Genomic DNA, 24,736 nt, shown 5'->3' with positions numbered 1-24,736 from the left:
CCGTTGGGTGTACTGGCCCTGCCGGGTCAGGCGTCGGGCGAGCGGCGGTCGGTGACGAGGTCCATGCCGACGGGCTCGCCGTCCAGCAGAGCGCTCAGCGCGCTCTGCCGCCCGGGCTCCGGCAGCACGGCCCGGCCTCCGGGGCCGGGGGCTACGTCGACCAGCCGTACGACGACGTCGTCGCGCTGGAAGATCGTGCTGCGCAGGACCGGGCTGTCCGGGTCCGCCGCCGCCGCCTCGTCCTGCTGGGCGAGCAGTTCCGCCAGCTGCATCCCGTCGCCCGGGCGGGCCGGGTAGTACAGCGCCCTGCGCTCGCCCTCGGTGAGTTCGTCCGCGGTGACGTGGTGCACGGCCGGCAGCGCCGCCCGGGTGAAGAACACCCGCGCCGACTCCTGGTCGTTCAGGTCCCGCTCCTGCTCCAGGTAGGGGTTGATGGCCTCCTCGACGGCCCGCACCTCCGGCTGCCGGGCGACGTGCCGCAGCGCCGCGAGCAGGTCGCCGCGCACCTCGATGGCCCGCACGACCCGGTTGCCGTGCATGAACAGCGAGGTCCGGCACAGCCGGGTGGTCTCGTCGACCTTCGCCCGGGGCGAGGCGTAGTCGGCGAGGATCCGCTTGACCTGCGCCTCGCTGCCCGGCTTGACCGTGAAGGTGAGCGCGTGCCGGATCACTCCGTCGCCGATCCGCGGCGACGCCTGGAGCCGGCGCCGCGCCCCGGAGGCGGCGGCCTCCCCGCCGCCGGTCTCCCGGACGATGTGGAAGCGCAGCGACCGGGTGTCCCGGACGCAGCTGTGCAGCGGCTCCACCATCCGGACGTGCTCCTCGCTGTTCACCCAGGTGAGGAACGGCGGGGCGCTCTCCCACTCGCTGGTGATGAGCCATTGGGAGGGATTCTCGATCGACTGGCACAGCTGGTCGCTGACATGGCCGGGCACCTGCGCCACCTGGTTGCACAGTTGCTCGTAGGCCTCCAGGAACTGCTGCTGGGCGCCGTCGTGGACGTCCACGAGCAGGACGACCCGGAGACGGGAGCCGTCGAACACGGACTGGGAGACCCGTTTCGACACCTGACGCGTCGACGGGGCCGAAATCTTTTCCGACGTGGTGGTGGTCATGCTGCGCATCTCCTTCACGGGGGCAGAGGCGAACGCCGGCGGCCGATGACGCGACGTCAGCGCTTCTTGATCCTGTGCCGCTTCCCGCGGTGTGCGCGACTCGCGTGAACCACGTGGGTGATTGCGCACGCGAAACCCGTCCCACAGGGCACAGAAAGAGCGACGCGCCTCACATCCCGACCCCTGCCTCTGGAGCCTTGATGCAGCACAAAGCCGATCACCAGGTGCCCGTCCTCGTCGTGGGCGGCTCCCTGGTGGGCCTGTCCCTCTCCCTGTTCCTGGGCCGTCTCGGCGTACCGCACATGCTCGTCGAGCGGCACTCCGGGACCTCGATCCACCCACGTGGCCGCGGCAACAACCTCCGGACGATGGAGCTGTACCGGGTGGCCGGCGTCGAGCCGGACATCAAGGCGGCGGCCTCGCTGCTCGCGGACAACCACGGCATCCTCCAGACCCCGACCCTGGTCGGCGACGCCGGCGAATGGCTGTTCAGGGAGATCGACCCGGGCGGCGGACTGGCGAAGTTCAGCCCCACGACCTGGTGCCTGTGCAGCCAGAACGATCTCGAACCGGTGCTGCTGAAGGGGGCCCGCGCGCTCGGCGGGGACCTGCGCTACTTCCACGAGATGGAGGGCTTCGAGCAGGACCCCGAAGGAGTGACGGCGTTCGTCCGGGACCGCGACAGCGACTCGATGTACACCGTCCGGGCGGACTACCTGGTCGCGTGCGACGGCCCGCGCAGCCCCGTGCGCCGCCGCCTCGGCATCGGGCAGAGCGGACCCGGGGACCTCTTCGCCAACGTGAGCGTCACCTTCCGGTCCAAGCTGCTCGCCGACACGGTCGGCGACCGGCACTTCATCTGCTGCTACCTCACCAACCCGCAGGCCGACGGCGCCCTGCTGCCCGTCGACAACAAGGAGCACTGGGTCTTCCACGCCCCCTGGCACCCGGAGCACGGCGAGACGCTGGAGGAGTTCACCGAGGAACGGCTCCAGCGGCACATCCGGCTGGCCGTCGGCGTCCCCGACCTCGACGTCGAGATCACCGGCAAGGCGTCCTGGCGCGCCGCGGAACGCGTCGCCGAGCGGTACTCGGCCGGCCGGGTCCTGCTCGCCGGCGACTCCGCGCACGAGATGTCCCCGACCGGCGCCTTCGGCTCCAACACCGGCATCCAGGACGCCCACAACCTGGCCTGGAAGCTGTCCGCCGTCCTCGACGGCTGGGCCGGACCCGGCCTGCTGGACACCTACGACACCGAGCGGCGGCCCGTCGCCCTCGCCACCAGCGCCCGCGCCTCGGCCCGCTCGGTGGAGCACGCCCACCCCGGCTTCGCCCCCACGCCCGGCGTCGGCGGCGGTCCGCGCAGCGGCATCCTCCCGGTGGTCCTCGCCTACCGCTATCTGGAGGGCGCGGTCCTGGGCGCCGACCCGGCCCACCCGGTCGTGCCCGACGGGGTGCGGCTGACCGCGGACCCGGGCAGCCGGGCCCCGCACCTGTGGCTGCGCCGCGCGGGCGAGCGGCTGTCCACGGTCGACCTGTACGAGCGCTCCCTGGTGCTGCTCTGCGACGCGGGCTCGGCCGCGGGGCAGGCCTGGCACGCCGCCGCCCGGAGCATCGCCGGCTCGGACGGCGTACGCCTGGAGGCGTACCGGATCGGCACCGGGCCGGACGCCGACCTCACCTACGACGGCGAGGGCCCCGCAGGCGGCACCGACTGGGCGGCCGCGCACGGTACGACGGCGGACGGCGCGGTGCTGGTACGGCCGGACGGGTTCGTGGCGTGGCGCGCGGCGGGGGCCGCGGGGGACGCGGAGGGGGAGCTGCGGCAGGCGGTGACGACCGTGCTGCGGAGAGGCTGAAACACGTGATCCCGGTGGCGCGGGCCACCGGGATCACGCGTACGGGTCACCGGGATCACGCGTTCGGGTCCCTACCCTTCGCTCAGATGCGTACCTCGACCGTCCTGGCGAGCCGGTCGTGCAGGCCGCGGCCGTCGCGGTCCCAGACCAGGGCGGGGACGGCGAGGCACAGCAGGACCGTGCGCAGCAGGGCGCGCCCCGGGCTGACCGTGCCGGTCTCCAGGGCCACGACGCGGATGCCGAAGAGGCGCTTGCCCGGGGTGAAGCCGACCGTGCCGACGGTCAGGGCGCTCAGGACGAAGAAGACGCCGAGCGCCCAGTTGCTCGTAGCCGGGCTGTAGCCGTGGGTGATCAGGCCGTATGCGATCAGGACGCACAGCGCCCAGTCCACGGCGAGTGCGCCGAGCCGCCGTCCCGGCCGTGCGACCGAGTTCGGTCCGTGCTCCGGGAGGCCGAGCTGCTCGCCCCGGTATCCGAAGTCCGCGCCCGCCTCTTCCATGGCCGCGCGGGGGCCGGAGAGCCACGATCCGATTGCCTGCCTGTTGTCCACCCGTCCACGGTACTGCGCCCGGTTTCGGGCACTACGCGCAGGGGGGCGCCGGGGCTACCGTGGACATGTGGCCGGTTAACTTCTGCGAAACAAACGGGTCACGCCCGAGAAATCACCCGTCCCTAGGGTCGAGACCAGCGTGTGCCACCGCACTGGCCGCACGAACGATCTACCACCCCGGCGAGGACGGTCGGGAGTAGGAGGAGCTGGATGTTCCAGAACGCCGACGAGGCCAAGAAGTTCATCGCGGACGAGGACGTCAAGTTCGTCGACGTCCGGTTCTGCGACCTGCCGGGCGTCATGCAGCACTTCACGGTGCCCGTTGAGGCGTTCGACCCGGACGAGGAGCTGGCCTTCGACGGATCGTCGATCCGTGGTTTCCAGGCCATCCACGAGTCCGACATGGCTCTGCGTGCCGACCTGTCCACCGCCCGTGTGGACCCGTTCCGCCGCGACAAGACCCTCAACATCAACTTCTTCATCCACGACCCGATCACGGGCGAGCAGTACTCCCGTGACCCGCGGAACGTCGCGAAGAAGGCGGAGGCGTACCTGGCGTCGACCGGCATCGCCGACACGGCGTACTTCGGCCCCGAGGCCGAGTTCTACGTCTTCGACTCCGTCCGCTTCGCCACCTCGGCGAACGAGTCCTTCTACCACATCGACTCCGAGGCGGGTGCCTGGAACACCGGCGCCCTGGAGAACAACCGCGGGTACAAGGTCCGGTACAAGGGCGGTTACTTCCCGGTCCCGCCGGTCGACCACTTCGCCGACCTGCGCGCCGAGATCTCCCTGGAGCTGGACAAGCAGGGCCTGAAGGTCGAGCGCCAGCACCACGAGGTGGGCACCGCCGGCCAGGCGGAGATCAACTACAAGTTCAACACCCTGCTCGCCGCCGCCGACGACCTGCAGCTCTTCAAGTACATCGTGAAGAACGTCGCCTGGCGCAACGGCAAGACCGCGACCTTCATGCCGAAGCCGATCTTCGGTGACAACGGCTCCGGCATGCACGTGCACCAGTCGCTGTGGGCCAACGGCGACCCGCTGTTCTACGACGAGGCCGGTTACGCGGGCCTGTCGGACACCGCCCGCTACTACATCGGCGGCATCCTCAAGCACGCTCCGTCGCTGCTGGCCTTCACCAACCCGACGGTGAACTCCTACCACCGCCTGGTGCCGGGCTTCGAGGCGCCGATCAACCTGGTGTACTCGCAGCGCAACCGCTCCGCCGCGATGCGTATCCCGATCACGGGCTCCAACCCGAAGGCCAAGCGCGTCGAGTTCCGCGCGCCCGACTCCTCCGGCAACCCGTACCTCGCCTTCTCGGCGCTGCTCCTCGCGGGCCTCGACGGCATCAAGAACAAGATCGAGCCGGCCGAGCCGATCGACAAGGACCTGTACGAGCTGGCTCCCGAGGAGCACGCGAACGTCGCCCAGGTCCCGACCTCGCTGAACGCGGTCCTCGACGCCCTCGAGGCCGACCACGAGTTCCTCCTCCAGGGCGACGTGTTCACGTCCGACCTGATCGAGACGTGGATCGACTTCAAGCGCACCAACGAGATCGCCCCGCTCCAGCTGCGTCCGCACCCGCACGAGTTCGAGCTGTACTTCGACGTGTGATATCGCCCCAGGTCAGAGCGGGTTTCCGCGCTCCTGGGCCGTCTGTGGGCCGTCGGCCGGCTCTCCCCTCGGGAGAGCCGGCCGACGGCTTTTCCGTCTCCCGGTCACCGGGCCTTTCCGGGCCAGCCCCGCCGCGGAGCCCCCGGGTGCTTCGGGTGGCCGTGGTCAGTCCAGCGAGGAGGCCGACGGTACGACCACGCCGTAGAGGTCCTCCACGATGGCGAGGGCACTGTGGTGGAGCTGGGCCGCGGGGACCTCGCCGAGCGGTGTGCGCAGGGGGCGGGTCGCGGAGGCCGCGGCGACGACGGTGGGGCGGTTGCCGCGGAGGAAGGCGCCCTGGGCGGTGAACAGGACGCACATGTGGGTCATGAAGCCGGCGATCACGACGTCCTTGTGGCCGGCGGCGTCCACGTGGTCGGCGAGGTCGGTGCCGCGGAAGGCGTCGGGGACGGTCTTGACGACGACGGGCTCGCCCTCGGCCGGGGCCACGCGGGGGTGGATGCGGCCGATCTCGGCGCGGATGTCGTAGGGGGTGCCCTCGCCGCCGTCGTTGACGATGTGGACGACCCGGGCGCCCGCTGCCCGCGCCCGGGCCAGCAGCTCGGCGGCGGCGTCGAGGGCGGCCTCCCAGCCCTCCAGCTCCATGACGCCCCGGGTGTAGGTGTTCTGGTAGTCGACCAGGATCAGCGTGGAGTCGGCGAGCGAGGCGGGGGTCTGGTCGAGGCCGTTCAGTGCGCGCAGGGTCGTCGTGGGCATGGCACGCCCTTTCGTGGTGGGTGGGTGTCGTGGGTACGAAGATCACGCTAGGAGCCGGGCCCGCATGGCGGCAATGTCAGGTAACTTGCAGATCCGGACATCGGGCGGGCGACCAGGGGAGCGGGCGTGGGTGGGGTGCGGCGGCTCGTCGTCGTCATGCTGTTCGAGGGCGTGGACCTGCTGGACGTCACCGGGCCGCCGGAGGTGTTCGCCCTGCTGCGGCGGGAGATCGGGGACGACGGCGGGTACCGGGTGGTGCTGGCCGGCGAGAGCATGGATCCCGTGACCACCGCCGCGGGGGTGCGGGTACTGCCCGATCTCACCTTCGAGGAGGTGTCGGGGCAGGCCATCGACACGCTGCTGGTGCCGGGGTCGGTCGAGGTCGACGGGGAGGGCCGGGTGCACGCGCTCGCCGATGCCGGCGTCGTCGGCCGGGTGCGGATGCTCGCCGCCCGGAGCCGGCGCATCGCCTCCGTCTGCGTGGGCGCCCATCTGCTCGCCGCCGCCGGGCTGCTGGACGGCAGGCGCGCCACCACCCACTGGTCGACCGCGCAGCAGCTCGCCGCCGACCACCCCTCGGTCGAGGTCGACGCCGACCCGATCTTCATCCGCGACGGCGGGGTGTGGACCGGCGCGGGCATCACCGCCTGCCTGGATCTGTCCCTCGCGCTCGTCGCCGAGGACTTCGGGGAGGCCGTCGCCCTGCGGGTCGCCCGTCAGCTCGTCATGTACCTGAAGCGGCCGGGCGGGCAGAGCCAGTTCAGCGTCCCCGTGGAGCCCGTCTCGACCACCCCGCGCATGGCCGGGCTGCGCCACTTCGTCGCCGAGTACCTCGCCGGGCCGCTGACCATCGCCGACCTCGCCCGGCACGCCCATGTCAGCGAGCGCCAGCTGACCCGCGTCTTCAAGACGGAACTCGGCATGACCCCGGCCGCCTACATCGAGGCGGCCCGCGTCGAGGCGGCCCGGAACCGGCTGGAGACCACCGACGACACCCTGGACCGGGTCGCGTCCGCGTGCGGTTTCGGTACGACGGACACCCTGATCCGGGCGTTCCGCCGCAAGCTGGACACGACACCCACCGCGTACCGGTCCCGTTTCCGCCGTTCCGGATGACCGGACGATCTGCCGGCCGGCCCCGTGCAACCTTTCGCGCTTCTCAAACTTCCTATTGTCGGGGGATCATGCCCCCGGACTCTGTCGGACGAGAGAGGTTGAACGGGGATGCCCGAACACGAGGACTGGGAGCGCGAGTTCGATCACAGGTGGGCGAACTCGGCCGAGCACAAGGAGCCCTCCGCCCGGGCCCGGATGCTCGCCGCCCGCTGGAAGGAGAACCCGCCGGAGCCGGCTCCCTTCCGTGCCGACCCGGACCCGGTGCCACGCCGGTCCTCCTGGGTGTCGACGGCCGTGGTGCTCGGCTGCGTGGCGGTGGTCATCGTGCTGCTGGGCTACGCACAGATGCGCTCGCCGTACTGACGCACGGCGACAGCCACCCGCACAGCGGCCCCGCGTCGGCGCACGGCGAGCGCAGAGCGATCTTTGCCCGGCCTGGGGCCGTTCGGGACCACTTCATGGGAATCGGCAGGTGCACACTGGACAGCGGGACGAGTGCCTGACTGCGGGGTGATGCACGATGCAGAGCCGCTTCCGGAGCGATCGGCGGCTGACCGTACGCATGGGTCTCACGCTGTTCCTGCTCGGACTGCTGTACGTGGGCTTCGTCGCCGCGCTGATCGTGCTGCTGAAGTCCTGGGTGCTGGTCGCCGTCCTGATCGGCGCGCTGTTCGTGGCGCAGTTCTGGTTCTCCGACCGGATCGCGATGTTCGCGATGCGCGGGCGGGTCGTGGAGCGGGCGGAGTATCCCGGGCTGCACGCCGTGGTCGACCGGCTGTGCGCCCTCGCCGACCTGCCCAAGCCGGTGGTGGCCGTGTCCGAGATGGACATGCCGAACGCGTTCGCGACCGGGCGCAGCGCCGATCACGCGGTGGTCTGCGTGACCACGGGGCTGCTGCGCCGGCTGGAGCCCGCCGAGCTGGAGGGCGTGCTGGCGCACGAGCTGGCGCACGTGCGGCACAAGGACGTCGCCGTCATCACGATCGCCTCCTTCCTCGGGGTGGTCGCGGGTCTGATCGTCCGGTTCGCGTTCTACTCCCAGGTCTTCGGCGGCGGCCGCCGGGACCAGAACACCGCCGCCGTGCTCGCCGCCGTGCTGGGGGTGTCGGCGGCCGTGTACGCGATCAGCTTCCTGCTGATCCGGGCGCTGTCCCGGTACCGCGAGCTGGCGGCCGACCGCGCGGCGGCGCTCCTGACCGGCCGGCCCTCGGCGCTGGCGGCGGCCCTCACCAAGGTCTCCGGGGAGATCGCGAGGATCCCGACGAAGGATCTGCGGACGGCCCAGGCGTTCAACGCGTTCTACTTCACCCCGGCGACCGGCCGGGAGGGAGGCATCGAGCGGTTCTTCGCCACCCACCCGAGCCTGGAGCAGCGGCTCGCGCAGCTGGGCCGGATCTCGGCGGAGCTGGGCGAGGCCGCCGCCCCCAAAGGCCCGGCCCCGGGCACCGGCACCTCGGGGAAGGCGGGCTGACCGGTGGGGCTGCTGGACATCCTGCTGGGCCGTACGAAGCCGGCCGCGCCCGATCTCGACCAGTTGTTCGCGCTGCCGTCGGCGGCCGTGACGCTTCAGGCGGCGGCCGGTTTCACGCCCACCGGCAGCGGAGCGGTGTGCTTCGCCACGGTAGAGGGCGCGGCCTTCGAGCAGACGCACCGGGAGGTGCAGGCACTGCTGGACGCGGACATCGACCGCACCGGGCCGCCGGTCGAGCTGCGCCGGGACGGCTACGGCTACTCCTGGCTGGTGTCCCGGCGCTCCCCCGACCAGCTGCCCGATCTGGTCAACGACCTGCACGCGGTGAACACCTCGCTGGAGATCAACGGCTTCGGCCCGCAGCTGCTGTGCTCCCTGGCCGGCTTCCGGGACGACGGCGGCCGGCGGCTGGCGCTCGTGTACCTCTACAAGCGCGGGTCCTTCTACCCCTTCGCCCCGCTGCCCGGAGCCGCCGAGCGGCGGGACACCGCGCTGGAGCTGCAGCTGAGGGCCACGCTCGGGGACGACCTGCGGATCGAGCCGGACCTGGGGCGCTGGTTCCCGGTGTGGGGCGCCCCCGGCCTGTGACGGCCGGTGACGCCCCCCTTCACCTCGCGCCGGGCCGCTCACGGCGGTAGCGGCGCTCCCACTTGGCCTGCCGGTCCCGGCGCTCCCGGTACGCCCGGTAGCTGTCGGGCAGGGCGCCGGAGCCGGCGGGCGGGGACGCGGTCGGGCCCGTGCCGGGCGAGGCCGGGGTGGTGCCGGGCGAGCCGCGCCCGTGCGTCGCGTACAGATACAGCAGGGCGACGGCGGCGAGCCACCAGAGATGGTTTCCGATTCCGAGGATCACCAGGACGACGGTCCCGGTCGCGAGAATGCCACGCATGACGGACCTCCGTGGGGTGAGTTGGGCGGGGAAAGAGTGGAGTGCGGGTGTTTCGCCTCCGTTTGTTCAGCGTAGGGAGGGCGTGAGCGCCGGTGCATCCCGTTTTCCGGAGGGAACGGGACGCCGGGTGCCCCCAGCGGCTGGGAGCACCCGGCGTCGGGTGTGCAGGTATGCAGGTGTGGAGGTGTCGGGGCGTCGGGCGCGGTTCAGCGCGAGGAGCGCATCAGCGCCCGGACCATGCGGCACGTCGTGTCGGACGGGGCATGCATGCCGATCCGCTCGGCCGTGCTGCGAATCGTCTCGTTCGGCGCCTGGTCCGGCAGGTACACCCCGGAGTCGAGCAGGGCTATGGCCAGGCGCATGGCCTTCAGGCGGCGGTTGTGCGCGACGTACCACTCGCGCGGCCGTCCGGCCGGCAGCGGTCGCTTCGCCACGGGCTCGTAGGGCGAGTCGAACAGCACGGAACGCCGGGCGGTGGACTGGGTCGGCAACGGCTTCGGCTTCAGGGCGGCAGCGGGCACAGGCATCCTCCTGTCGCGGTCGGGCAGTCCGCCGGGGTTCCGGCGGCTCCCTCGAACACTGCTCCCAGTCTACCGGCGGGCACTGACAATCGGGGGTGCGCGGACAGAGGCAAAGCCGCAGGTGGGCGCCGGAATTGGCGGGCTGTCACAGGCGGTGGAGGTGAGGCGGGCGAGGTGTCGTGAATTCGAACATGAGTCAATGCCGAGTACCGTGTCCGGCATGGAGATCTGGATCAACCCGGCCTGCTCGAAGTGCCGTAGCGCGCTCAGCCTGCTGGATGCGGAGAAGGCCGACTACACCGTCCGCCGCTACCTGGAGGACGTGCCGAGCGAGGACGAGATCAGGGCCGTGCTGGAGCGGCTGAACCTGGAGCCGTGGGACATCACCCGCACCCAGGAGCCGGCCGCGAAGGAGCTGGGGCTCAAGGACTGGCCGCGGGACGCGGACGCCCGGGACCGGTGGGTCACCGCGCTCGCCGAGCACCCCAAGCTCATCCAGCGCCCGATCATCACCGCGGACGACGGAACGACGCTGGTGGCCCGCACCGAGGAGGCCGTACGGGAGGCCCTCGCCCACAGCAAGAGCTGAGCACGGCTCAACTCCCGTGTGACGCAGGTTACTTCACCGGCTCGGGCAACCGCTGAGTAACCCCGTTCGGTATCTCGTACATAGCGGCGTACGCTCCCCTACCTCTTCAGGAGGCGCGCATGTCGCGCAGGAGAACTCTCGGTACGAAGAAGAAGATCGCGCTGCTCGTCAGTGCCGCGGCGGTGGCGGGCGGCGGGGCCTTCGCGCTGGCGTCCACCTCGAACGCCGCGCAGAGCCCGCACGACGCCAAGACGCTGTCGGCCGGGGACTCCACGGTGTGCCAGGGGCTGGCCACGGCCCTCGGCAACAACGAGAAGTTCATCGCGGACCAGAAGGCGAAACCGGACGCCCAGTCGGCGGCCCGGATCGCCAACCGCGAGAAGGTCATCGAACAGATCAAGGTCCAGCAGAAGGCGGCGGGCTGCACCGTTGGGGAGTCGGCTCAGGACTCCCAGGCGGGACAGGGCGGCGACGCCCAGCAGGGCGCGGGCCAGCAGCAGGGCAACGGCCAGCAGGGTCAGCAGGGTCAGCAGCAGGGCAACGGCCAGCAGGCCGGGGGTGCGCAGCAGGGCGACGGTCAGCAGGCGGGCGGCGCTCAGCAGGGCGGCCAGCAGGCCGGAGGCGCTCAGCAGGCCGCCGGCGAGCAGGTCTGCAAGGGCTCCACCGTGACGCTCTCCGGCGAGGGCGGCGCCCCGGCGGCGTCCAGCAACCAGTTCCCGGCGGGGACGACCCTGAAGGTCACCAACCTGGACAACAACAAGTCCACGACGGTGAAGGTGACGTCCGTCTCCGGCAGCTGCGTCCTGCTCAACAACGCGGCCTTCGAACAGGTCCGGGAGCCCGGAAAGTTCCTCATCCGCCGGGCTGTGATCGAGAAGGTCGGGTGAGGTGGGGCCGGCGACCGCGACGGGGGTGGCGGTCGCCGGCCGTCCCATAGCGCAGTACCGTCCGCCTCACCATGTGAGACACGGCACAGAAGCGCCAGGTAACACGGGGTTCACATACGAGCAATGGACGGGAAACGGCCCGTTGACAGGCTGCCCGGCAGTTCGAGCGGCGCACCGGTGCCGCAGCGCCGCAGCACCCGCGACGACGAGTGAGCCCGCCCCACCCCCGAAGGAAGTGGCCCCGTGACCTTCAAGGCCGAGTACATCTGGATCGACGGCACCGCCCCGACCGCCAAGCTGCGTTCCAAGACGAAGATCATCACGGGTGCCCCGGCCGGTCTCGACGCGCTGCCCATCTGGGGCTTCGACGGCTCCTCCACCAACCAGGCCGAGGGCCACTCCTCGGACCGCGTGCTCAAGCCGGTCTTCACCTGCCCGGACCCGATCCGCGGCGGCGACGACATCCTCGTGCTGTGCGAGGTCCTCGACATCGACATGACCCCGCACCGGTCCAACACCCGTGCCGCGCTGGCCGAGGTCGCCGAGCGGTTCGCCGCCCAGGAGCCCATCTTCGGCATCGAGCAGGAGTACACCTTCTTCGACGGCTCGCGTCCGCTGGGCTTCCCCGAGAACGGCTTCCCGGCCCCGCAGGGCGGCTACTACTGCGGTGTCGGCGCCGACGAGATCTTCGGCCGCGAGATCGTCGAGGCCCACCTGGACAACTGCCTGAAGGCGGGTCTCGCCATCTCGGGCATCAACGCCGAGGTCATGCCCGGCCAGTGGGAGTTCCAGGTCGGCCCGGTCTCCCCGCTCGAGGTCTCCGACCAGCTGTGGGTGGCCCGCTGGCTGCTGTACCGCACCGCCGAGGACTTCGGTGTCTCCGCGACCCTGGACCCGAAGCCGGTCAAGGGCGACTGGAACGGCGCGGGCGCGCACACCAACTTCTCCACCAAGGCGATGCGCGAGGGCTACGACGCGATCATCACCGCCTGCGAGTCCCTCGGTGAGGGCTCCAAGCCCCTGGACCACGTCAAGAACTACGGCGCCGGCATCGACGAGCGCCTGACGGGCCTGCACGAGACCGCCCCCTGGGACAAGTACTCCTACGGCGTCTCCGACCGCGGCGCCTCGGTCCGCATCCCGTGGCAGGTCGAGAAGGACGGCAAGGGCTACATCGAGGACCGCCGCCCGAACGCCAACGTCGACCCGTACGTGGTGACCCGCCTGCTGGTGGACACCTGCTGCTCCGCGCTGGAGAAGGCCGGCCAGGTCTGATCCGCCGAGCTCCACCGAGGGGCGCCCGCCGTCACGGCGGGCGCCCCTCGCGCGCGTTCTGACCCGCCCGCGCCCCGCCGTTGTCCGGGAAGTGAGACGGCGATCCGGCCACGGCCGGGCCGCGGCAGACCGCTGACCAGGCCCGGGAGCCGGGGCTGCGGGTGGACGCAACGTCAGTTTCACGCCAGAGAAGCGTCCACGCAGTGAGAGGAGGCTCCTGCCCGGCGCACGCCTCTGCTTCAATAGGCTCATGGCCGGCTTCCAGAAGATCACAGCGACGGGTCGCCACGACCTTGAGCCGTTCTGGCCTTCCCGTCAGCACCACGACTTCGACCGTGTGTGTTGCCGCGCGACGAACGCGCGGGCCCTCTAAAGCCGTAACCCCCGGCCTTCGGCCAGCGCGAAACGACGTACGTCCTCCGGCGCGCCCGACCACGAATCGCGGCCGCCGCACCTCCCGACGAACTCCTCGCGCGAAAGAGCTGACCTCTCATGGCGACCTCCCGTTCCCTCTTCACCGCCACCCTGGCCACCCCCGCCCCGAACGGCGCCCGGCACCGGCTGCGCGCCGTCGACCGGGACGAGGTGGTTGACGTCTCCGACTTCCTGCCGCCGGGCGCCACCTGGCTGCCCGCCCCGCAGCACACCCTGCCCGCCCTGCCGGGCCGGCCGCCGATGGTCGGCTACCTGGTGCTGGTCCCGGCCGACCAGCGGCCCCCGTTCCTGCCGGCCGCGGCCTGGGAGCAGCCGGAGACCGACGCGGACGCCGGCCCCGAACCCCTGGTGCGGATCGACACCGTGCAGCGCACCGCCAGCGTCGACGGCCGCGAACTCGACCTGACCTACCTGGAGTTCGAGCTGCTCGCCCACCTCGTGGCGCACCCGCACCGGGTGCACACCCGCGACCAGCTGGTCTCCACGGTGTGGGGGTACGGCCATGTCGGCGACGGCCGCACCGTCGACGTGCACATCGCCCGGCTGCGCCGCAAGCTGGGCGCCGAGCACCGCAAGACGATCCAGACGGTGCGCCGGGTCGGCTACAAGTACACCCCGCCGACGGGCCGCTGACGGTTCTGCCCTCGGCAGAGTGCCGCACCGCCACGGCCCCGGACCGGGCACGATCCGGGCATGAGACTTCTCGTGCTGGGCGGAACGGAGTTCGTGGGACGGGCCGTGGTGGAGGCCGCGCTCGGGCGCGGCTGGGAGGTGACCGTCTTCCACCGGGGACGGCACCGGCCCCCGGCCGGGGTGCGGTCGCTGCACGGTGACCGCACCGAGCCCGGCGGTCTCGCCGCCCTCGCCGCGGACCGCGGTGACGGCTGGGACGCCGTGGTCGACACCTGGTCCTCCGCTCCGCGCGCCGTGGACGAGGCGGCCCGGCTGCTGCGCGGCCGGGCGGGGCGGTACGCGTACGTCTCCAGCCGGTCGGTGTACGTCTGGCCCTGGCCGCGCGGGGGCGCCGAGGACGCCCCGCTGGTCGAGGGCGCCGCGGACGCCGGTTCGACGGACTACGCGACGGACAAGCGCGGCGGCGAACTGGCCGCCGTCGGGGCCTTCGGCGCGGCGGACTCGCTGCTGGTACGGGCCGGGCTGATCCTCGGCCCGTACGAGAACGTGGGCCGGCTGCCCTGGTGGCTGACCCGGATCGCCCGCGGCGGCCCGGTCCTCGCCCCCGGCCCGCGCGAGCTGCCGCTGCAGTACGTCGACGCACGCGACCTCGCGAACTGGCTGCTCGGCGCGCTGGAGCAGGGGCTGTCCGGGCCGTACAACCTGGTCGGCCCGCCCGGCCACACCACCATGGGCGAGCTGCTCCGGGCCTGCCTGCGGGTCACCGGCGCGGACGCGGAGCTGCGCTGGACGGACCCGGAGCCGATCCTGGAGGCCGGGATCGAGCCGTGGACCGAGCTGCCGGTGTGGGTGCCGCCGGGCGGCGAGATGTACGACGCCGTGCACGGCGCGGACGTGTCGCGGGCGGTGGCGACGGGGCTGGTGTGCCGGCCGGTGGGCGAGACCGTCGCGGACACCTGGCGGTGGCTGACGCGGATCGGGGGCACCGCGCCCCAGCGGCCCGACCGCACCCTCAAGGGCCTGGACCCCCGGGTGGAGGCGAAGGTGCTGGCGGGGGCCGGGGGTGTACCTGGCACCACCCTCAGGGAGGGGCCCTCGGACGACTGACCCGGCCGCGGGCCGTCGGCGAGACTGGCGGCATGGACACCGACAAAGACAGAGCCGCTTTCCGGACCCGGGCCAGGGAGGCGCTGCTGGCCGCCGTGCAGGGGCTGGTGCTGGCCGTCGTGGTGCTGCCGTGCGGTGTGGCGTTCCTCGTCCTGACCCTCGTCTCGATCGTGCTGATACCGCTCGGCGTCGGCCTCTTCACCACCCCGGCGGTCCTCACCGGCGTCCGGGCCCTGGCGGACGCCCGCAGGAGGCTCGCGGCCGAGTGGTGCGGGGTCCGGATCCCGGCGGCGTACCGGCCGCTCCCGGAGAGCGCCAACCCGTGGACGCGCACGGTCGCGCTGCTCCGGGACCCGCAGGTGCGGCGGGACGTGCTCTGGCTGCCGGTGGACATGACCGCGGGCTTCGTCACCGCGCTGCTGCCGGCCGTGCTGGTGTTCTACCCGGTCGAGGGGTTCCTGCTGGCGGCCGGGCTGTGGCGGGCGTACGTCCCCGGCTCGGGCGACCCCTACTGGTACGGCTTCGTGCCGGTCACCGGCCAGGCCACGGCCCTCGGGGCGGCCGCACTCGGCGCCCTCGTCCTCGTCGGCACCTGGCGCTTCGTCCCGCGCCTGCTCACCGTGCACTTCACGCTCACGCGGGCGGTGATCGGCGCCTCCCGCGCGGCGCTCGCCGAGCGGGTCCAGGTGCTCACCGAGACCCGGCGGGACGCGGTCGACACCTCCGCCGCCGAGCTGCGCCGCATCGAACGGGACCTGCACGACGGGGCGCAGGCCCGGCTGGTCGCCATGGGCATGGACCTCGGCACCATCGAGATGCTGGTCGAGCGGGACCCGGCGCAGGCGAAGAAGCTGCTCGCGCAGGCCCGCCGGAACTCCGCCGAGGCTTTGGAGGAGCTGCGCGACCTGGTGCGCGGCATCCATCCGCCGGTCCTCGCCGAACGGGGGCTCGGCGACGCCGTACGGGCACTGGCGCTCCGGCTGCCGCTCGCCACGGAGGTGACGGTGGAACTGCCCGGCCGTGCGGACGCGCCGGTCGAGTCGGCGGCCTACTTCGCGGTCAACGAGGTGCTCACCAACGCGGTCAAGCACTCCGGTGCCGACCGGGTCCGGGTCGACGTGTACCACACCGACGGCCGGCTGCGGGTGACCGTCACCGACAACGGCCGGGGCGGGGCGGCGGTGGGGGCGGGCTCGGGGCTCGCCGGGATCGAGCGCCGGCTCGGTACATTCGACGGCGTCCTGGCCGTCAGCAGCCCCGCCGGCGGTCCCACCATGGTGACCCTGGAGATCCCGTGCGTGTTGTCCTAGCCGAAGACCTCTTCCTGCTGCGCGACGGGCTGGTGCGGATGCTGGAGGCGTACGGCTTCGAGATCGCGGCGGCCGTGGAGTCCGGGCCGGAACTCACCCGGGCGCTGGAGGAGTTGCGGCCCGACGTCGCGGTGGTCGACGTACGCCTGCCGCCCACGCACACCGACGAGGGCCTGCAGTGCGCGCTCGCGGCCCGGCGGGCGCGGCCGGGCCTGCCGGTGCTGGTCCTCTCCCAGCACGTGGAGCAGCTGTACGCGCGCGAGCTGCTCGCGGACGGCACCGGCGGGGTCGGCTATCTGCTGAAGGACCGGGTCTTCGACGCGGAGCAGTTCGTCGACGCCGTACGGCGGGTGGCGGCGGGCGGTACGGCGATGGACCCGCAGGTGATCCAGCAGCTGCTGTCCAGGCGGTCGGCCGGCGGGACACCGCTCGACCGTCTCACCCCGCGCGAGCGGGAGGTGCTGGAGCTGATGGCGCAGGGGCGGTCCAACGCGGGTATCGCGGCGCAGCTCGTGGTGACGGAACGGGCGATCGCCAAGCACACCTCCAACATCTTCGCCAAGCTCCAACTGGAGGTGTCGGACGACGACAACCGGCGCGTGCTCGCGGTCCTCGCCCATCTGGACCGGGACCGCTGATCTGCCAACTGCCCTGTTTCTGCGAGGAATTTGTGAGACCGGTGAACACCTCCGGGACGGCGTCCGTATGTAGGGACGCCGCTTCACTCCTGTCGGGCGCCTCGATGCTGCCCCGCAAGGAAGTCAGAGGAGTTCCATGGGACGCAACACACGAAAACGCCGTACGCCGCTGGCCGCCAAGGCCATAGCCGCATCGGCGGCCCTAGCGCTCGGTGGGGGCGGGCTGATCTGGGCGAACTTCTACGCCTCGGCGCACGAGTCGAACAACCAGTCGTGGGGAGGCAACTCGACCAAGGCCGCGACGGCGCAGGTCGCGACCATCTCCTGCCCGGACGTCGGCCAGAAGCTGACGAACGTGCCGAACAGGGCACGTCAGGGCGTGGCGACGGAGTTGGCGAACCTCGACAAGCAGATCACCGAGGCCTACAGCCGGCTCGCCTCCACCCGGGACGCGCAGACGAGGGACGCGAGCTTCGTGCAGAACGCGATCGTCGGCCCCCTCAAGGAGAAGCGGGCGGCGACGATCGACCGGATCCGCATCGACATCCAGCGGGTCGGCGGTTCCTTCGACAACGCGCTCAAGCAGCTCGCCTCCTGCACGACGCAGACCGTCAACCAGACGAACGCCGGCGGCCAGCAACAGGGCGGCCAGCAGCAGAACGGCGGCCAGCAACAGGGCGGTCAGCAGCAGAACGGCGGCCAGCAGCAGGGCCAGAACGGGCAGCAGGGGAACATCGGCGGGCAGGCCGGCAACGGCCCGGTCGCGGCCGACTTCGTCGACATCACCAAGGTGGCCCCGAACGTCCAGGGCAAGCCGCGCAAGACCGGCAACGCCTCGACCGGTACGTTCACCACGCGCTGCGGTGTGAACGCCAACAAGAACTTCAACACCGACAACGTGATCGTGGCGCCCGGCGTGACCAACGGCGCGCACCACCTGCACGACTACGTCGGCAACCAGAAGATCAACGCGTTCTCCAGCAACAACACGTTCCTGCAGGGCGGCACCAGCTGCCAGAACGGGAGCGACCTGTCGTCGTACTACTGGCCGGTGGTCCGCATCCAGGACGGCACCCAGGACTTCGACCAGAACAAGGACGGCGGCGGCAAGGAAGGCAACGTCGGCCGCATCCTGACCCCGGCCCAGGCCGAGATCAAGTACGTGGGCAGCCCGGCCAGCAAGGTCGTCCCGATGCCGCAGTTCCTGCGCATCATCACCGGTGACGCCAAGACCACGACCAACGGCCTGGCGAACGCCAACGCGCACTGGAGCTGCACCGGCTTCGAGAACAAGGTGCAGCTGACGCAGCAGTACCCGATCTGCCCGCAGGGCAGCAAGGTGGTGCGCTCGTTCGCCTTCCAGAGCTGCTGGGACGGGCAGAACATCGACAGCGCCAACCACCGCACCCATGTGGCCTTCGCCGACCCGGCCAGCGGTGTCTGCCCGAACGGGTTCAAGGCGATCCCGCAGCTGACGATGCGGCTCGTCTACAACATCAACCCGCCGACCGTCCAGAACGGCCAGGTCAAGAACGCCTACGCGGTGGACGGCTTCCCGGAGCAGCTGCACAAGGCGGCCACGGACCACGACGACTTCATCAGCGTCACGAAGAACGGTCTGGCCAACAAGATCGCCAACTGCATCAACCGCGGTCAGAACTGCGCGTGACCCCCACCACGCGCCCCTGACAGAAGGCCGGTGACGAGATCCCCCTCCCGTCACCGGCCTTCGCCGTGTCCGCGGCCGTCAGCCGCTGTGCGCGGCGCCGTGCGCGTGGTGGTCGACACCGTCCTCCAGGTCGCCGCCGAGCGTGCCGCGCAGCGCCTTGACCACCCCGTCGTCGCCGACGGCGACCCATTTGCGGCCGACCAGGTAGTGACCGCCGTAGTCCTTCGCGTCGTTGATCCACTCGCGCTGGCCGCGGTCGGTGGCGAAGGTGGCGAGGATGAACCGGCCGTCGGGGTTGCGGCAGATGGCCTGGCGGATCTCGTCGGCGTCGGTCTGCATGTTCGGCCGGCACTTCACCTCGGCGGCCAGACGCTCCAGGCTGCCGGTCGCGGTGGGCGGCACCGCGTCGGTGTGCCCCCCGCCCGAGCCGCAGCCCGCCAGCGCGAGCAGGGCCACTGCGCCGAGCGTCAGTCGCGTCAACCTCATCTGTTCCTCCGGTCCTGGTGTACCGAGCATGCCCCAGCTCCTTCGGATACGGCCGCCGCGCGCGAAGCGCTCAAATCCACCGGCCCGGCGGGCACGGGCGGGCGGCCGTCCACGGGAGCGCGCACGGGAACCACCCGTCCGGCGGTGACCAACCACCGGCTCGCTCGTTCTCCCGGACGTGCAGTCACAGGATGTATCCCAGCGTCAGGCACCCCATTCCGCCCGCGGCACCGGCACGGTCGACGTCGAGCAGGCCGAGGCCGCGCTCGTGGAGCACTATCCCCGGCTGGTCCGGCTCGCCTACCTGGTGCTGCCGCCGGGCCTCGGCCGCAGCCGCCGGGTGCTGACCGCACACGCCCTCGCCCAGCGCGCCCTGCCCCGCGGCCGCAAGCAGCCGGCCGTGCTGCCGGCGCAGGCCTCGGGCCGGGAGGACGACCCGGGGTACGCCTGCCTGCGCGAGCGGGTCCTGCGGGCGGCCCTGGAGGCGGCCCGCCCCCGCAAGGGCCTGCCCCGGCTCGCCCAGCTGCCGCCGCCGCTCCCCCAGGTGTGGGGGCTGAGGCTGTTCCCGCGCTCGGGCGGCGCCGACGAACTCGCCCTGGACCAGCGGCTGTCCGCCCTGTCCGCCCCGGCCCGCGCCGCCTACGTCCTGCGCGGCCTGGAGCAGCTGGCCGACCCGGACGTCCGCGAGATCCTCGCGGCCGCCGGGGTGAGCGACCCGGGCGGCGCGCTGGCCTCGGCGAACGGTGTGCCCGCCCAGCCCGGGCTGCTCTCCTCCCCCGAGTTCGACCCGTGCTCGCTGCAGGCCCGGCCCACCGACCTGATGCGCCGCCGCCAGCACACCCGGGCCGTCCTCGCCGCCGCCGCGGCGCTCGCGGTGTGCGGCGCGCTGGTCGCCCTGCCGGGCGGCGGCTGGGGCCCCGACGGCGCCGCCGCGCCCTCCTACGCCGAGAACCCGGCCGCCGAGGCCGCCCTCGACCCGGGCAGGCTGACCCGTGTCTCCCCCACCGCCTGGCGCACCTCGGCCCGCACCGACTTCTCCGTGTGGCCCGCGCGCGGCCCGCTCACCGATGACAAGGCCCTGCTGCGCCGCGCCCTCGCGGTCTGGGCCCGCCCCGGGGAGACGGTCCGCGTCTCGGCGACCCCCGGCACCCAGACCGGCGGCCCGGCCGGCCCGCCCCAGCTGCTGTACGCGGGCGAGGTCGACGCCGCCCGCGTGGTGGTCCTCTACGACGGCCTGCGCGTCGCCCGGTACGCCGAGCCGGAGAACGGCACGCAGGGCGCGGCCCTGGACTTCGCCCGGGTCGACGGCGCGACCGGTGCCGGGGCGAGCGCGCTGGTGCTGGGCCGCTCCGACGGCAACGTCCGCTATCTGACCGCCCCCTGGGTGACGAAGGCGGCCCAGCGGGACCTGACGAAGCCCGACGCGGCCGCGGCACCGCTCCCCCTCTCCGACGGGGTGACCGCACCGCTGGCCAGCTCCGCCCTGCGGCCCGGCAGCTGCACGTCCTGGACGGTGCTCCAGCTGACCGACGCCTCCGGTACGCGGCTGGCGACCGACCTCGGCGAGCTGGTCCCGGCCCGTCTCACGGCCGGCCGGCCCGGCTCGGAGGGGGAGGCGTCCGGCGCGGAGGGGCTGCGCACCTGGGCGCCGTTCGCCTGCTCCCTGTCGGCGGAGCGCTCGGCGGGCATCCGGAGCGTGAACGCGTGGGCGTTCGCCGAGCAGCCGCTGCCCGATGCAGGAGGGTCCGCCGCATGGGTGTGCACCCGGGCGGAGACCTGGCGCGGCGACGGCACGGCCGCGCTGGCGCAGTTCCGCACGCCGGGCGGGGCGGCCGGGGCGGTCGTCGCCAAGGGCACGGACGTGCCGGCCTGCGGGCCGCGTGACCCGCACGTGCTGGCCGGGGTGCTGTGGAAGTCGGCGGCGGGCAGCTGGTACCTGCTGGCGGCGGGGAGCAGGGACACCTCGTCGATCCGGGCCACGGGCGGGGTGACCGCGTCGGGGCAGGGACCGCTGCTGGCGGCGAAGGCGGAGCAGGGTGCGCGGGCCGATCTGAAGGGCACCCTGGCGGGCGGGCGGGAGATCAGCGGGCTGCACTAGCTGACACTGGCGTCAACAAGGTGGTGCGCGGGGCTTCTCAGCGCCCTTACCCGCCAGTACATTGACGCCATGTCTAACACGCAGGCCCGGGTGCCGCTCAAGGCACGCAAGGTGTCCTTCTCCTGGGACGGCACGCCGCTGCACTGGGTGCCGGGGGATCCCTTCACCACGCACACCATCAACGTGCTGCACCTGCTGCTGCCCGCCGGTGAGCGCTGGTTCGTGCACGTGTACAAGCAGGTGCTCCCGTACATCCGTGACGAGCGGCTCCGCGAGGACGTCATCGGGTTCATCGGCCAGGAGGCGATGCACTCGCAGGCCCATGACGAGGTGCTGCCCCACCTGAGGGAGCAGGGGCTCGACCCGACGCCGTACACCGCCCAGGTCGACTGGTTCTTCGAGAAGCTGCTCGGCGACCGGACCCTGCCGCCGGGCAGGGCGCGCAGGTGGTGGCTGATGGAGCGGGTCGCGCTCATCGCGGCCATCGAGCACTACACGGCGTTCCTCGGCGACTGGGTGCTCAACGCCGAGGAGCTGGACCGGCGCGGCGCCGACCCCACCATGCTGGACCTGCTGCGCTGGCACGGCGCCGAGGAGGTCGAGCACCGCTCGGTCGCCTTCGAGCTGTTCCTGCACGTCGACGGCAGCTACCGCCGGCGCGTGCGCACCTGGGCCACCGCCTTCACGGCACTGGTGTTCCTGTGGCAGCGCGGGACGCGGTTCTTCATGGAGAACGATCCCACCCTGGTCGACGGCAAGGCCTCGCTGAAGGACTTCCACGTCCGCGGCCGGCAGGGCCTGCTGCCCTCGACCGGAGACATGCTCCGGTCCGTCCCCCGCTACCTGAGCCGGGGGTACCACCCCTCGCAGGAGGGCGACACCGCGCAGGCCGTCGCCTACCTGGCCGCCTCCCCCGCGGCCACGGCGGCGGAGCGGAGGGCCGCGTGATGCCGAAGCCGCGTACCGTCGCGCTCGTCGCGGGCGCCGTGCTGCTGGCCCGGGGCGCCCTGCGCCGCCGCGTCCGGGTCTCGCCGCTGTGGCCACTGCCCGCGCTGGAGGAGCCCACGTCGGGCCGGCCGCGCTCGCGGGCCCTGCGGCTGCTGGTCGCCTCGCACGAGACGGTGGCCGAGGGGGTCGTCCGGCTCCGGCTGGAAGGCCGGGACCTGCCGCGCTGGGAGCCCGGCGCGCATCTCGACCTGGTGCTGCCGTCGGGGCTCGTCCGGCAGTACTCGCTGTGCGGCGACCCCGGGGACACCTCCTCGTACACCGTCGCGACCCGGCTGGTCGAGGACGGGCGGGGCGGCTCGCGCGAGGTGCACGAGCAGCTGGCCGAGGGCATGGAGCTGGAGGTGCGGGGGCCGCGGAACCGCTTCCCGCTGGTCGAGGCGGAGTCGTACGTCTTCGTCGCCGGCGGGATCGGGATCACCCCGCTGCTGCCGATGCTGCGGGCGCTCCCGGACGGTGCCGACTGGCGGCTGCTGTACGCGGGCCGCGAGCGGGCCTCGATGCCGTTCCTGGAGGAGGTCGTGAAGCTGGGCGGTGACCGGGTGACCGTGGTGGAGGGACGGCCCGATCTCGACGCACTGGAGGTGCCCGCAGGGGCCGCCGTCTACTGCTGCGGTCCCGAAGGGCTCATGGCGGCCGTCGCGGAACGCTTCCCGGACGTCCGTCTCGAACGGTTCGCGCCCGGTGCGCCGGCCGGCGGCGACTTTGGTTTCGAGCTGGAACTGCGGCGCAGCGGGCGGACGCTGACCGTGCCGGCCGGCACCACCGTGCTGGACGCCGTGCGCGAGGAGCTGCCGGACACCGCCTACTCCTGTGCGCAGGGGTTCTGCGGGACCTGCCAACAGCGGGTGCTGGAAGGGGAGGTCGACCACCGGGACGAGTTGCTGACGGACGCCGAGCGCCGCGACTCGATGCTGATCTGTGTGTCCCGGTCCCGGAGCGATCGCCTGGTGCTCGACATGTGAGCACAAACGGCCGAATCCGATCGGTAAAGTGTTCGCATGAGTTCCGGGGTTCGCCGCAGGATGGGCGTCGAGGAGCGTCGGCAGCAGCTGATCGGTGTCGCCCTCGACCTGTTCAGCCGACGCTCGCCCGACGAGGTCTCCATCGACGAGATAGCCACGGCGGCGGGCATCTCACGCCCGCTCGTCTACCACTACTTCCCGGGCAAACTCAGCCTGTACGAGGCCGCGTTGAAGCGTGCCTCGGAGGATCTCGCGAGCCGGTTCGCCGAGCCCCACGAGGGTCCGCTCGGCGCCCGGCTGCTGCGGGTGATGGGCCGCTTCTTCGACTTCGTGGACGAGCACGGCCCCGGTTTCTCGGCGCTGATGCGCGGCGGCCCGGCCGTGACCGTGGGCGGAGCCCACTCGATGAGCCACGTGTCCGCGACGAACGCGCTCATCGACTCCGTACGGCAGGCCGCCTATGACCAGATCCTTTCGCACCTGGGCGTGACCGAGGCGTCCCCGCGCCTGGAGCTGGTGGTGCGCTCCTGGATCTCGCTCGCCGAGTCCACGGCGCTGATCTGGCTGGACGGCCGGCGCATCCCGCGCGCCGAGCTGGAGACCCAGCTGGTGCACGACTTCGCCGCGCTGGCCGCCGTCAGCGCCGCCCACGACGAGGACATGGCCGTCCTGCTCCGCGCGATGGTGAAGGAAGAGCCGGCCGACGGCCCCTTCGCGGAGCTGGTCGGCCGGCTCATCGCCCTCGGTTCCTGAACGGTCGCTAGCGGTCGGACTTCCGGTACGACGGATCGAGGTCCTGGACCTCGGCGGAGGCGTGCAGGGCGAACGCCCCGTCCGCCACATGCCTGCCGAGCAGCTCCAGCGCCGTCTCCGTCAGCTTCGCCTTCGTCTCCTCGCTGCGGCCGGCGAGGAGCCCGATCGTCACGTGCACGACGGCGTGCCCGCGCGCCCCGGGATCCTCGTACCCGAACACGGTGTACGCGCTCGGCCGGAACTGCGTCTTGCAGGCCTCCGGCTTCGCCGCCGCGATCTCCACGGTCGCCTCGTGCAGCGCCCGGGCGAAGCCCTCGCGGTCGAAGGCGTCCTCCATGAGGTCGGAGTAGTCGATGGTGATCTGCGGCATGCGCACTCCCGTTCTACGGCAACGGCCTCACCCTAGTTCCCCGCCCGGGTGAACACGGCGACGGTCCGCGCCGGCACGGTGAACGTGCCCGTGCCGGTCGTGTAGGCGGCGGTCTTCACCGTCTCGTCGGCTCCGGCCGCCTGCACCGGGTGCAGCCGGTAGCGCTGTCCGGCGAGCGCCGGGACGCGCTGCTCCTGCTGCTGCGGGGTGGCGTTGAAGACGACGACCAGGTCACCGAGGCGCATGGTGATCACGCCCGGTGTCTCGTCCTTCCCGGACAGCGGGAACGACAGCTGCTCCTGCACCCGGGCGGCCGTGCCGAGGGAGAACGCCTTCTCGGTGGTGCGGATCTTCAGCAGGTCGCGGTAGGCGGCGGAGGCGCCGGTGATCTGCGGGCAGCCGACCTTCACGCTCGTGAGCAGCGGCCGGGCGTAGTCCCACTTGGCGGCGTTGTCGGCGGCCGGGGGCAGTCCGCGTCCGAAGCCGTTGCCGTCGGCGCAGTTCCAGTGGATGGCGTTGAACCAGTCGCCGCTGTCGAAGGAGTTGCGGTCCAGGGACTTGGAACGCAGCAGGTCGGTGCCCGCCTGGGACAGCGCGGGCCCCTGTGAGAGGGCGGCGGTGG

At 72.3% G+C, this 24,736-nt stretch carries 26 protein-coding genes; 18 read left to right on the top strand and 8 right to left on the bottom strand.

The annotated features are described in order from the left end of the window. Positions 1–26: 26 nt before the first annotated feature. A complete protein-coding gene (locus IEZ20_RS37185; protein ID WP_189307149.1) occupies positions 27–1,124 on the bottom strand; it encodes a SchA/CurD-like domain-containing protein in 1,098 nt (365 codons plus the stop codon). A 191-nt stretch (positions 1,125–1,315) separates the two neighbouring features. On the opposite strand from IEZ20_RS37185, the gene IEZ20_RS37180 reads away from it, so the two are divergent. Next, positions 1,316–2,974 (top strand): FAD-dependent oxidoreductase, encoded by a 1,659-nt coding sequence (locus IEZ20_RS37180; RefSeq protein ID WP_189307147.1) that lies wholly within the window; start codon positions 1,316–1,318, stop codon positions 2,972–2,974. Between the two features lie 82 nt (positions 2,975–3,056). Here the strand turns inward: IEZ20_RS37180 and IEZ20_RS37175 are convergent, their stop codons facing one another. After that, entirely contained in the window at positions 3,057–3,524 is a 468-nt protein-coding gene (locus tag IEZ20_RS37175) for an RDD family protein (RefSeq protein WP_189307145.1), read from the bottom strand. 210 nt (positions 3,525–3,734) lie between these two features. On the opposite strand from IEZ20_RS37175, the gene glnA reads away from it, so the two are divergent. Next, positions 3,735–5,144 carry a type I glutamate--ammonia ligase gene (gene glnA / locus IEZ20_RS37170; RefSeq protein WP_189307144.1) on the top strand — a complete coding sequence of 470 codons (1,410 nt, stop codon included), beginning with the start codon at positions 3,735–3,737 and terminating at the stop codon, positions 5,142–5,144. A gap of 165 nt (positions 5,145–5,309) precedes the next feature. Here glnA and IEZ20_RS37165 read toward each other — a convergent pair whose 3' ends face one another. Beyond that, a complete protein-coding gene (locus IEZ20_RS37165; protein ID WP_189307142.1) occupies positions 5,310–5,900 on the bottom strand; it encodes an isochorismatase family protein in 591 nt (196 codons plus the stop codon). Positions 5,901–6,056: 156 nt separating this feature from the next. On the opposite strand from IEZ20_RS37165, the gene IEZ20_RS37160 reads away from it, so the two are divergent. The 4 genes from IEZ20_RS37160 (at position 6,057) to pspAB (ending at position 9,075) form a co-directional block, all read left to right on the top strand. Continuing rightward, positions 6,057–7,016 (top strand): GlxA family transcriptional regulator, encoded by a 960-nt coding sequence (locus IEZ20_RS37160; protein ID WP_444545270.1) that lies wholly within the window; start codon positions 6,057–6,059, stop codon positions 7,014–7,016. Between the two features lie 108 nt (positions 7,017–7,124). After that, the gene (locus IEZ20_RS37155) at positions 7,125–7,379 is read left to right on the top strand and encodes an SCO2583/SCO2584 N-terminal domain-containing protein (protein WP_189307138.1); all 255 of its coding nucleotides are present in this window, start codon (positions 7,125–7,127) and stop codon (positions 7,377–7,379) included. A 157-nt stretch (positions 7,380–7,536) separates the two neighbouring features. Continuing rightward, positions 7,537–8,487, top strand: a complete 951-nt coding sequence (gene htpX / locus IEZ20_RS37150; protein WP_189307135.1) for a zinc metalloprotease HtpX — start codon at positions 7,537–7,539, stop codon at positions 8,485–8,487. A 3-nt stretch (positions 8,488–8,490) separates the two neighbouring features. Further along, positions 8,491–9,075, top strand: coding sequence for a PspA-associated protein PspAB (pspAB, locus tag IEZ20_RS37145; RefSeq protein WP_189307133.1), 585 nt, complete (start codon positions 8,491–8,493; stop codon positions 9,073–9,075). Between the two features lie 19 nt (positions 9,076–9,094). Here pspAB and IEZ20_RS37140 read toward each other — a convergent pair whose 3' ends face one another. Both IEZ20_RS37140 and IEZ20_RS37135 read right to left on the bottom strand, forming a co-directional pair. Then, the gene (locus IEZ20_RS37140) at positions 9,095–9,373 is read right to left on the bottom strand and encodes a hypothetical protein (RefSeq protein ID WP_189307131.1); all 279 of its coding nucleotides are present in this window, start codon (positions 9,371–9,373) and stop codon (positions 9,095–9,097) included. Positions 9,374–9,579: 206 nt separating this feature from the next. Continuing rightward, positions 9,580–9,894 (bottom strand): hypothetical protein, encoded by a 315-nt coding sequence (locus tag IEZ20_RS37135; RefSeq protein ID WP_189307129.1) that lies wholly within the window; start codon positions 9,892–9,894, stop codon positions 9,580–9,582. Between the two features lie 220 nt (positions 9,895–10,114). Here IEZ20_RS37135 and IEZ20_RS37130 point away from each other — a divergent pair, with 220 nt between their 5' ends. The 8 genes from IEZ20_RS37130 to IEZ20_RS37095 all read left to right on the top strand — a co-directional run bounded on the left by IEZ20_RS37130 (position 10,115) and on the right by IEZ20_RS37095 (position 18,437). Further along, positions 10,115–10,483, top strand: a complete 369-nt coding sequence (locus tag IEZ20_RS37130) for an ArsC/Spx/MgsR family protein (RefSeq protein ID WP_189307127.1) — start codon at positions 10,115–10,117, stop codon at positions 10,481–10,483. A gap of 119 nt (positions 10,484–10,602) precedes the next feature. After that, positions 10,603–11,370, top strand: a complete 768-nt coding sequence (locus IEZ20_RS37125) for an SCO2207 family protein (protein ID WP_189307125.1) — start codon at positions 10,603–10,605, stop codon at positions 11,368–11,370. 243 nt (positions 11,371–11,613) lie between these two features. Then, a complete protein-coding gene (gene glnII / locus IEZ20_RS37120) occupies positions 11,614–12,645 on the top strand; it encodes a glutamine synthetase (protein WP_189307123.1) in 1,032 nt (343 codons plus the stop codon). Positions 12,646–13,137: 492 nt separating this feature from the next. Then, positions 13,138–13,713 carry a winged helix-turn-helix domain-containing protein gene (locus tag IEZ20_RS37115; RefSeq protein ID WP_189307121.1) on the top strand — a complete coding sequence of 192 codons (576 nt, stop codon included), beginning with the start codon at positions 13,138–13,140 and terminating at the stop codon, positions 13,711–13,713. Between the two features lie 60 nt (positions 13,714–13,773). Then, positions 13,774–14,820 (top strand): NAD-dependent epimerase/dehydratase family protein, encoded by a 1,047-nt coding sequence (locus tag IEZ20_RS37110; RefSeq protein WP_189307119.1) that lies wholly within the window; start codon positions 13,774–13,776, stop codon positions 14,818–14,820. 32 nt (positions 14,821–14,852) lie between these two features. Next, complete coding sequence (locus IEZ20_RS37105; protein WP_189307118.1) at positions 14,853–16,130, top strand: sensor histidine kinase; 1,278 nt, start codon at positions 14,853–14,855, stop codon at positions 16,128–16,130. Next, on the top strand, positions 16,115–16,768 hold the full coding sequence (locus IEZ20_RS37100; RefSeq protein WP_189307116.1) for a LuxR C-terminal-related transcriptional regulator: 654 nt from the start codon (positions 16,115–16,117) through the stop codon (positions 16,766–16,768). Before IEZ20_RS37105 ends, IEZ20_RS37100 begins: the two co-directional genes overlap by 16 nt. Before the next feature lie 136 nt (positions 16,769–16,904). After that, positions 16,905–18,437 (top strand): DUF1996 domain-containing protein, encoded by a 1,533-nt coding sequence (locus IEZ20_RS37095; RefSeq protein ID WP_189307114.1) that lies wholly within the window; start codon positions 16,905–16,907, stop codon positions 18,435–18,437. Between the two features lie 78 nt (positions 18,438–18,515). Here the strand turns inward: IEZ20_RS37095 and IEZ20_RS37090 are convergent, their stop codons facing one another. After that, a complete protein-coding gene (locus tag IEZ20_RS37090; RefSeq protein WP_189307112.1) occupies positions 18,516–18,923 on the bottom strand; it encodes a hypothetical protein in 408 nt (135 codons plus the stop codon). Between the two features lie 178 nt (positions 18,924–19,101). Here IEZ20_RS37090 and IEZ20_RS37085 point away from each other — a divergent pair, with 178 nt between their 5' ends. The 4 genes from IEZ20_RS37085 (at position 19,102) to IEZ20_RS37070 (ending at position 23,744) form a co-directional block, all read left to right on the top strand. Continuing rightward, positions 19,102–21,021, top strand: a complete 1,920-nt coding sequence (locus IEZ20_RS37085) for a hypothetical protein (RefSeq protein ID WP_189307110.1) — start codon at positions 19,102–19,104, stop codon at positions 21,019–21,021. A 69-nt stretch (positions 21,022–21,090) separates the two neighbouring features. Beyond that, positions 21,091–21,969, top strand: coding sequence for a metal-dependent hydrolase (locus tag IEZ20_RS37080; RefSeq protein WP_189307108.1), 879 nt, complete (start codon positions 21,091–21,093; stop codon positions 21,967–21,969). Continuing rightward, positions 21,969–22,991, top strand: coding sequence for a PDR/VanB family oxidoreductase (locus IEZ20_RS37075; protein WP_189307106.1), 1,023 nt, complete (start codon positions 21,969–21,971; stop codon positions 22,989–22,991). The genes IEZ20_RS37080 and IEZ20_RS37075 overlap by 1 nt, the downstream gene beginning before the upstream one ends. Positions 22,992–23,027: 36 nt before the next feature. After that, complete coding sequence (locus IEZ20_RS37070; RefSeq protein WP_189307104.1) at positions 23,028–23,744, top strand: TetR/AcrR family transcriptional regulator; 717 nt, start codon at positions 23,028–23,030, stop codon at positions 23,742–23,744. Between the two features lie 7 nt (positions 23,745–23,751). Here the strand turns inward: IEZ20_RS37070 and IEZ20_RS37065 are convergent, their stop codons facing one another. Then, positions 23,752–24,114, bottom strand: coding sequence for a 5-carboxymethyl-2-hydroxymuconate Delta-isomerase (locus tag IEZ20_RS37065; protein WP_189307102.1), 363 nt, complete (start codon positions 24,112–24,114; stop codon positions 23,752–23,754). 32 nt (positions 24,115–24,146) lie between these two features. Further along, positions 24,147–24,736: alpha-1,6-glucosidase domain-containing protein (locus tag IEZ20_RS37060; RefSeq protein WP_189307100.1), on the bottom strand; the 590-nt coding region annotated here is incomplete at its 5' end.

It is taken from the genome of Streptomyces cinerochromogenes, assembly GCF_014648635.1.
Lineage (GTDB): Bacteria > Actinomycetota > Actinomycetes > Streptomycetales > Streptomycetaceae > Streptomyces > Streptomyces cinerochromogenes.
This window is presented reverse-complemented; position numbering and strand designations above follow the sequence as displayed.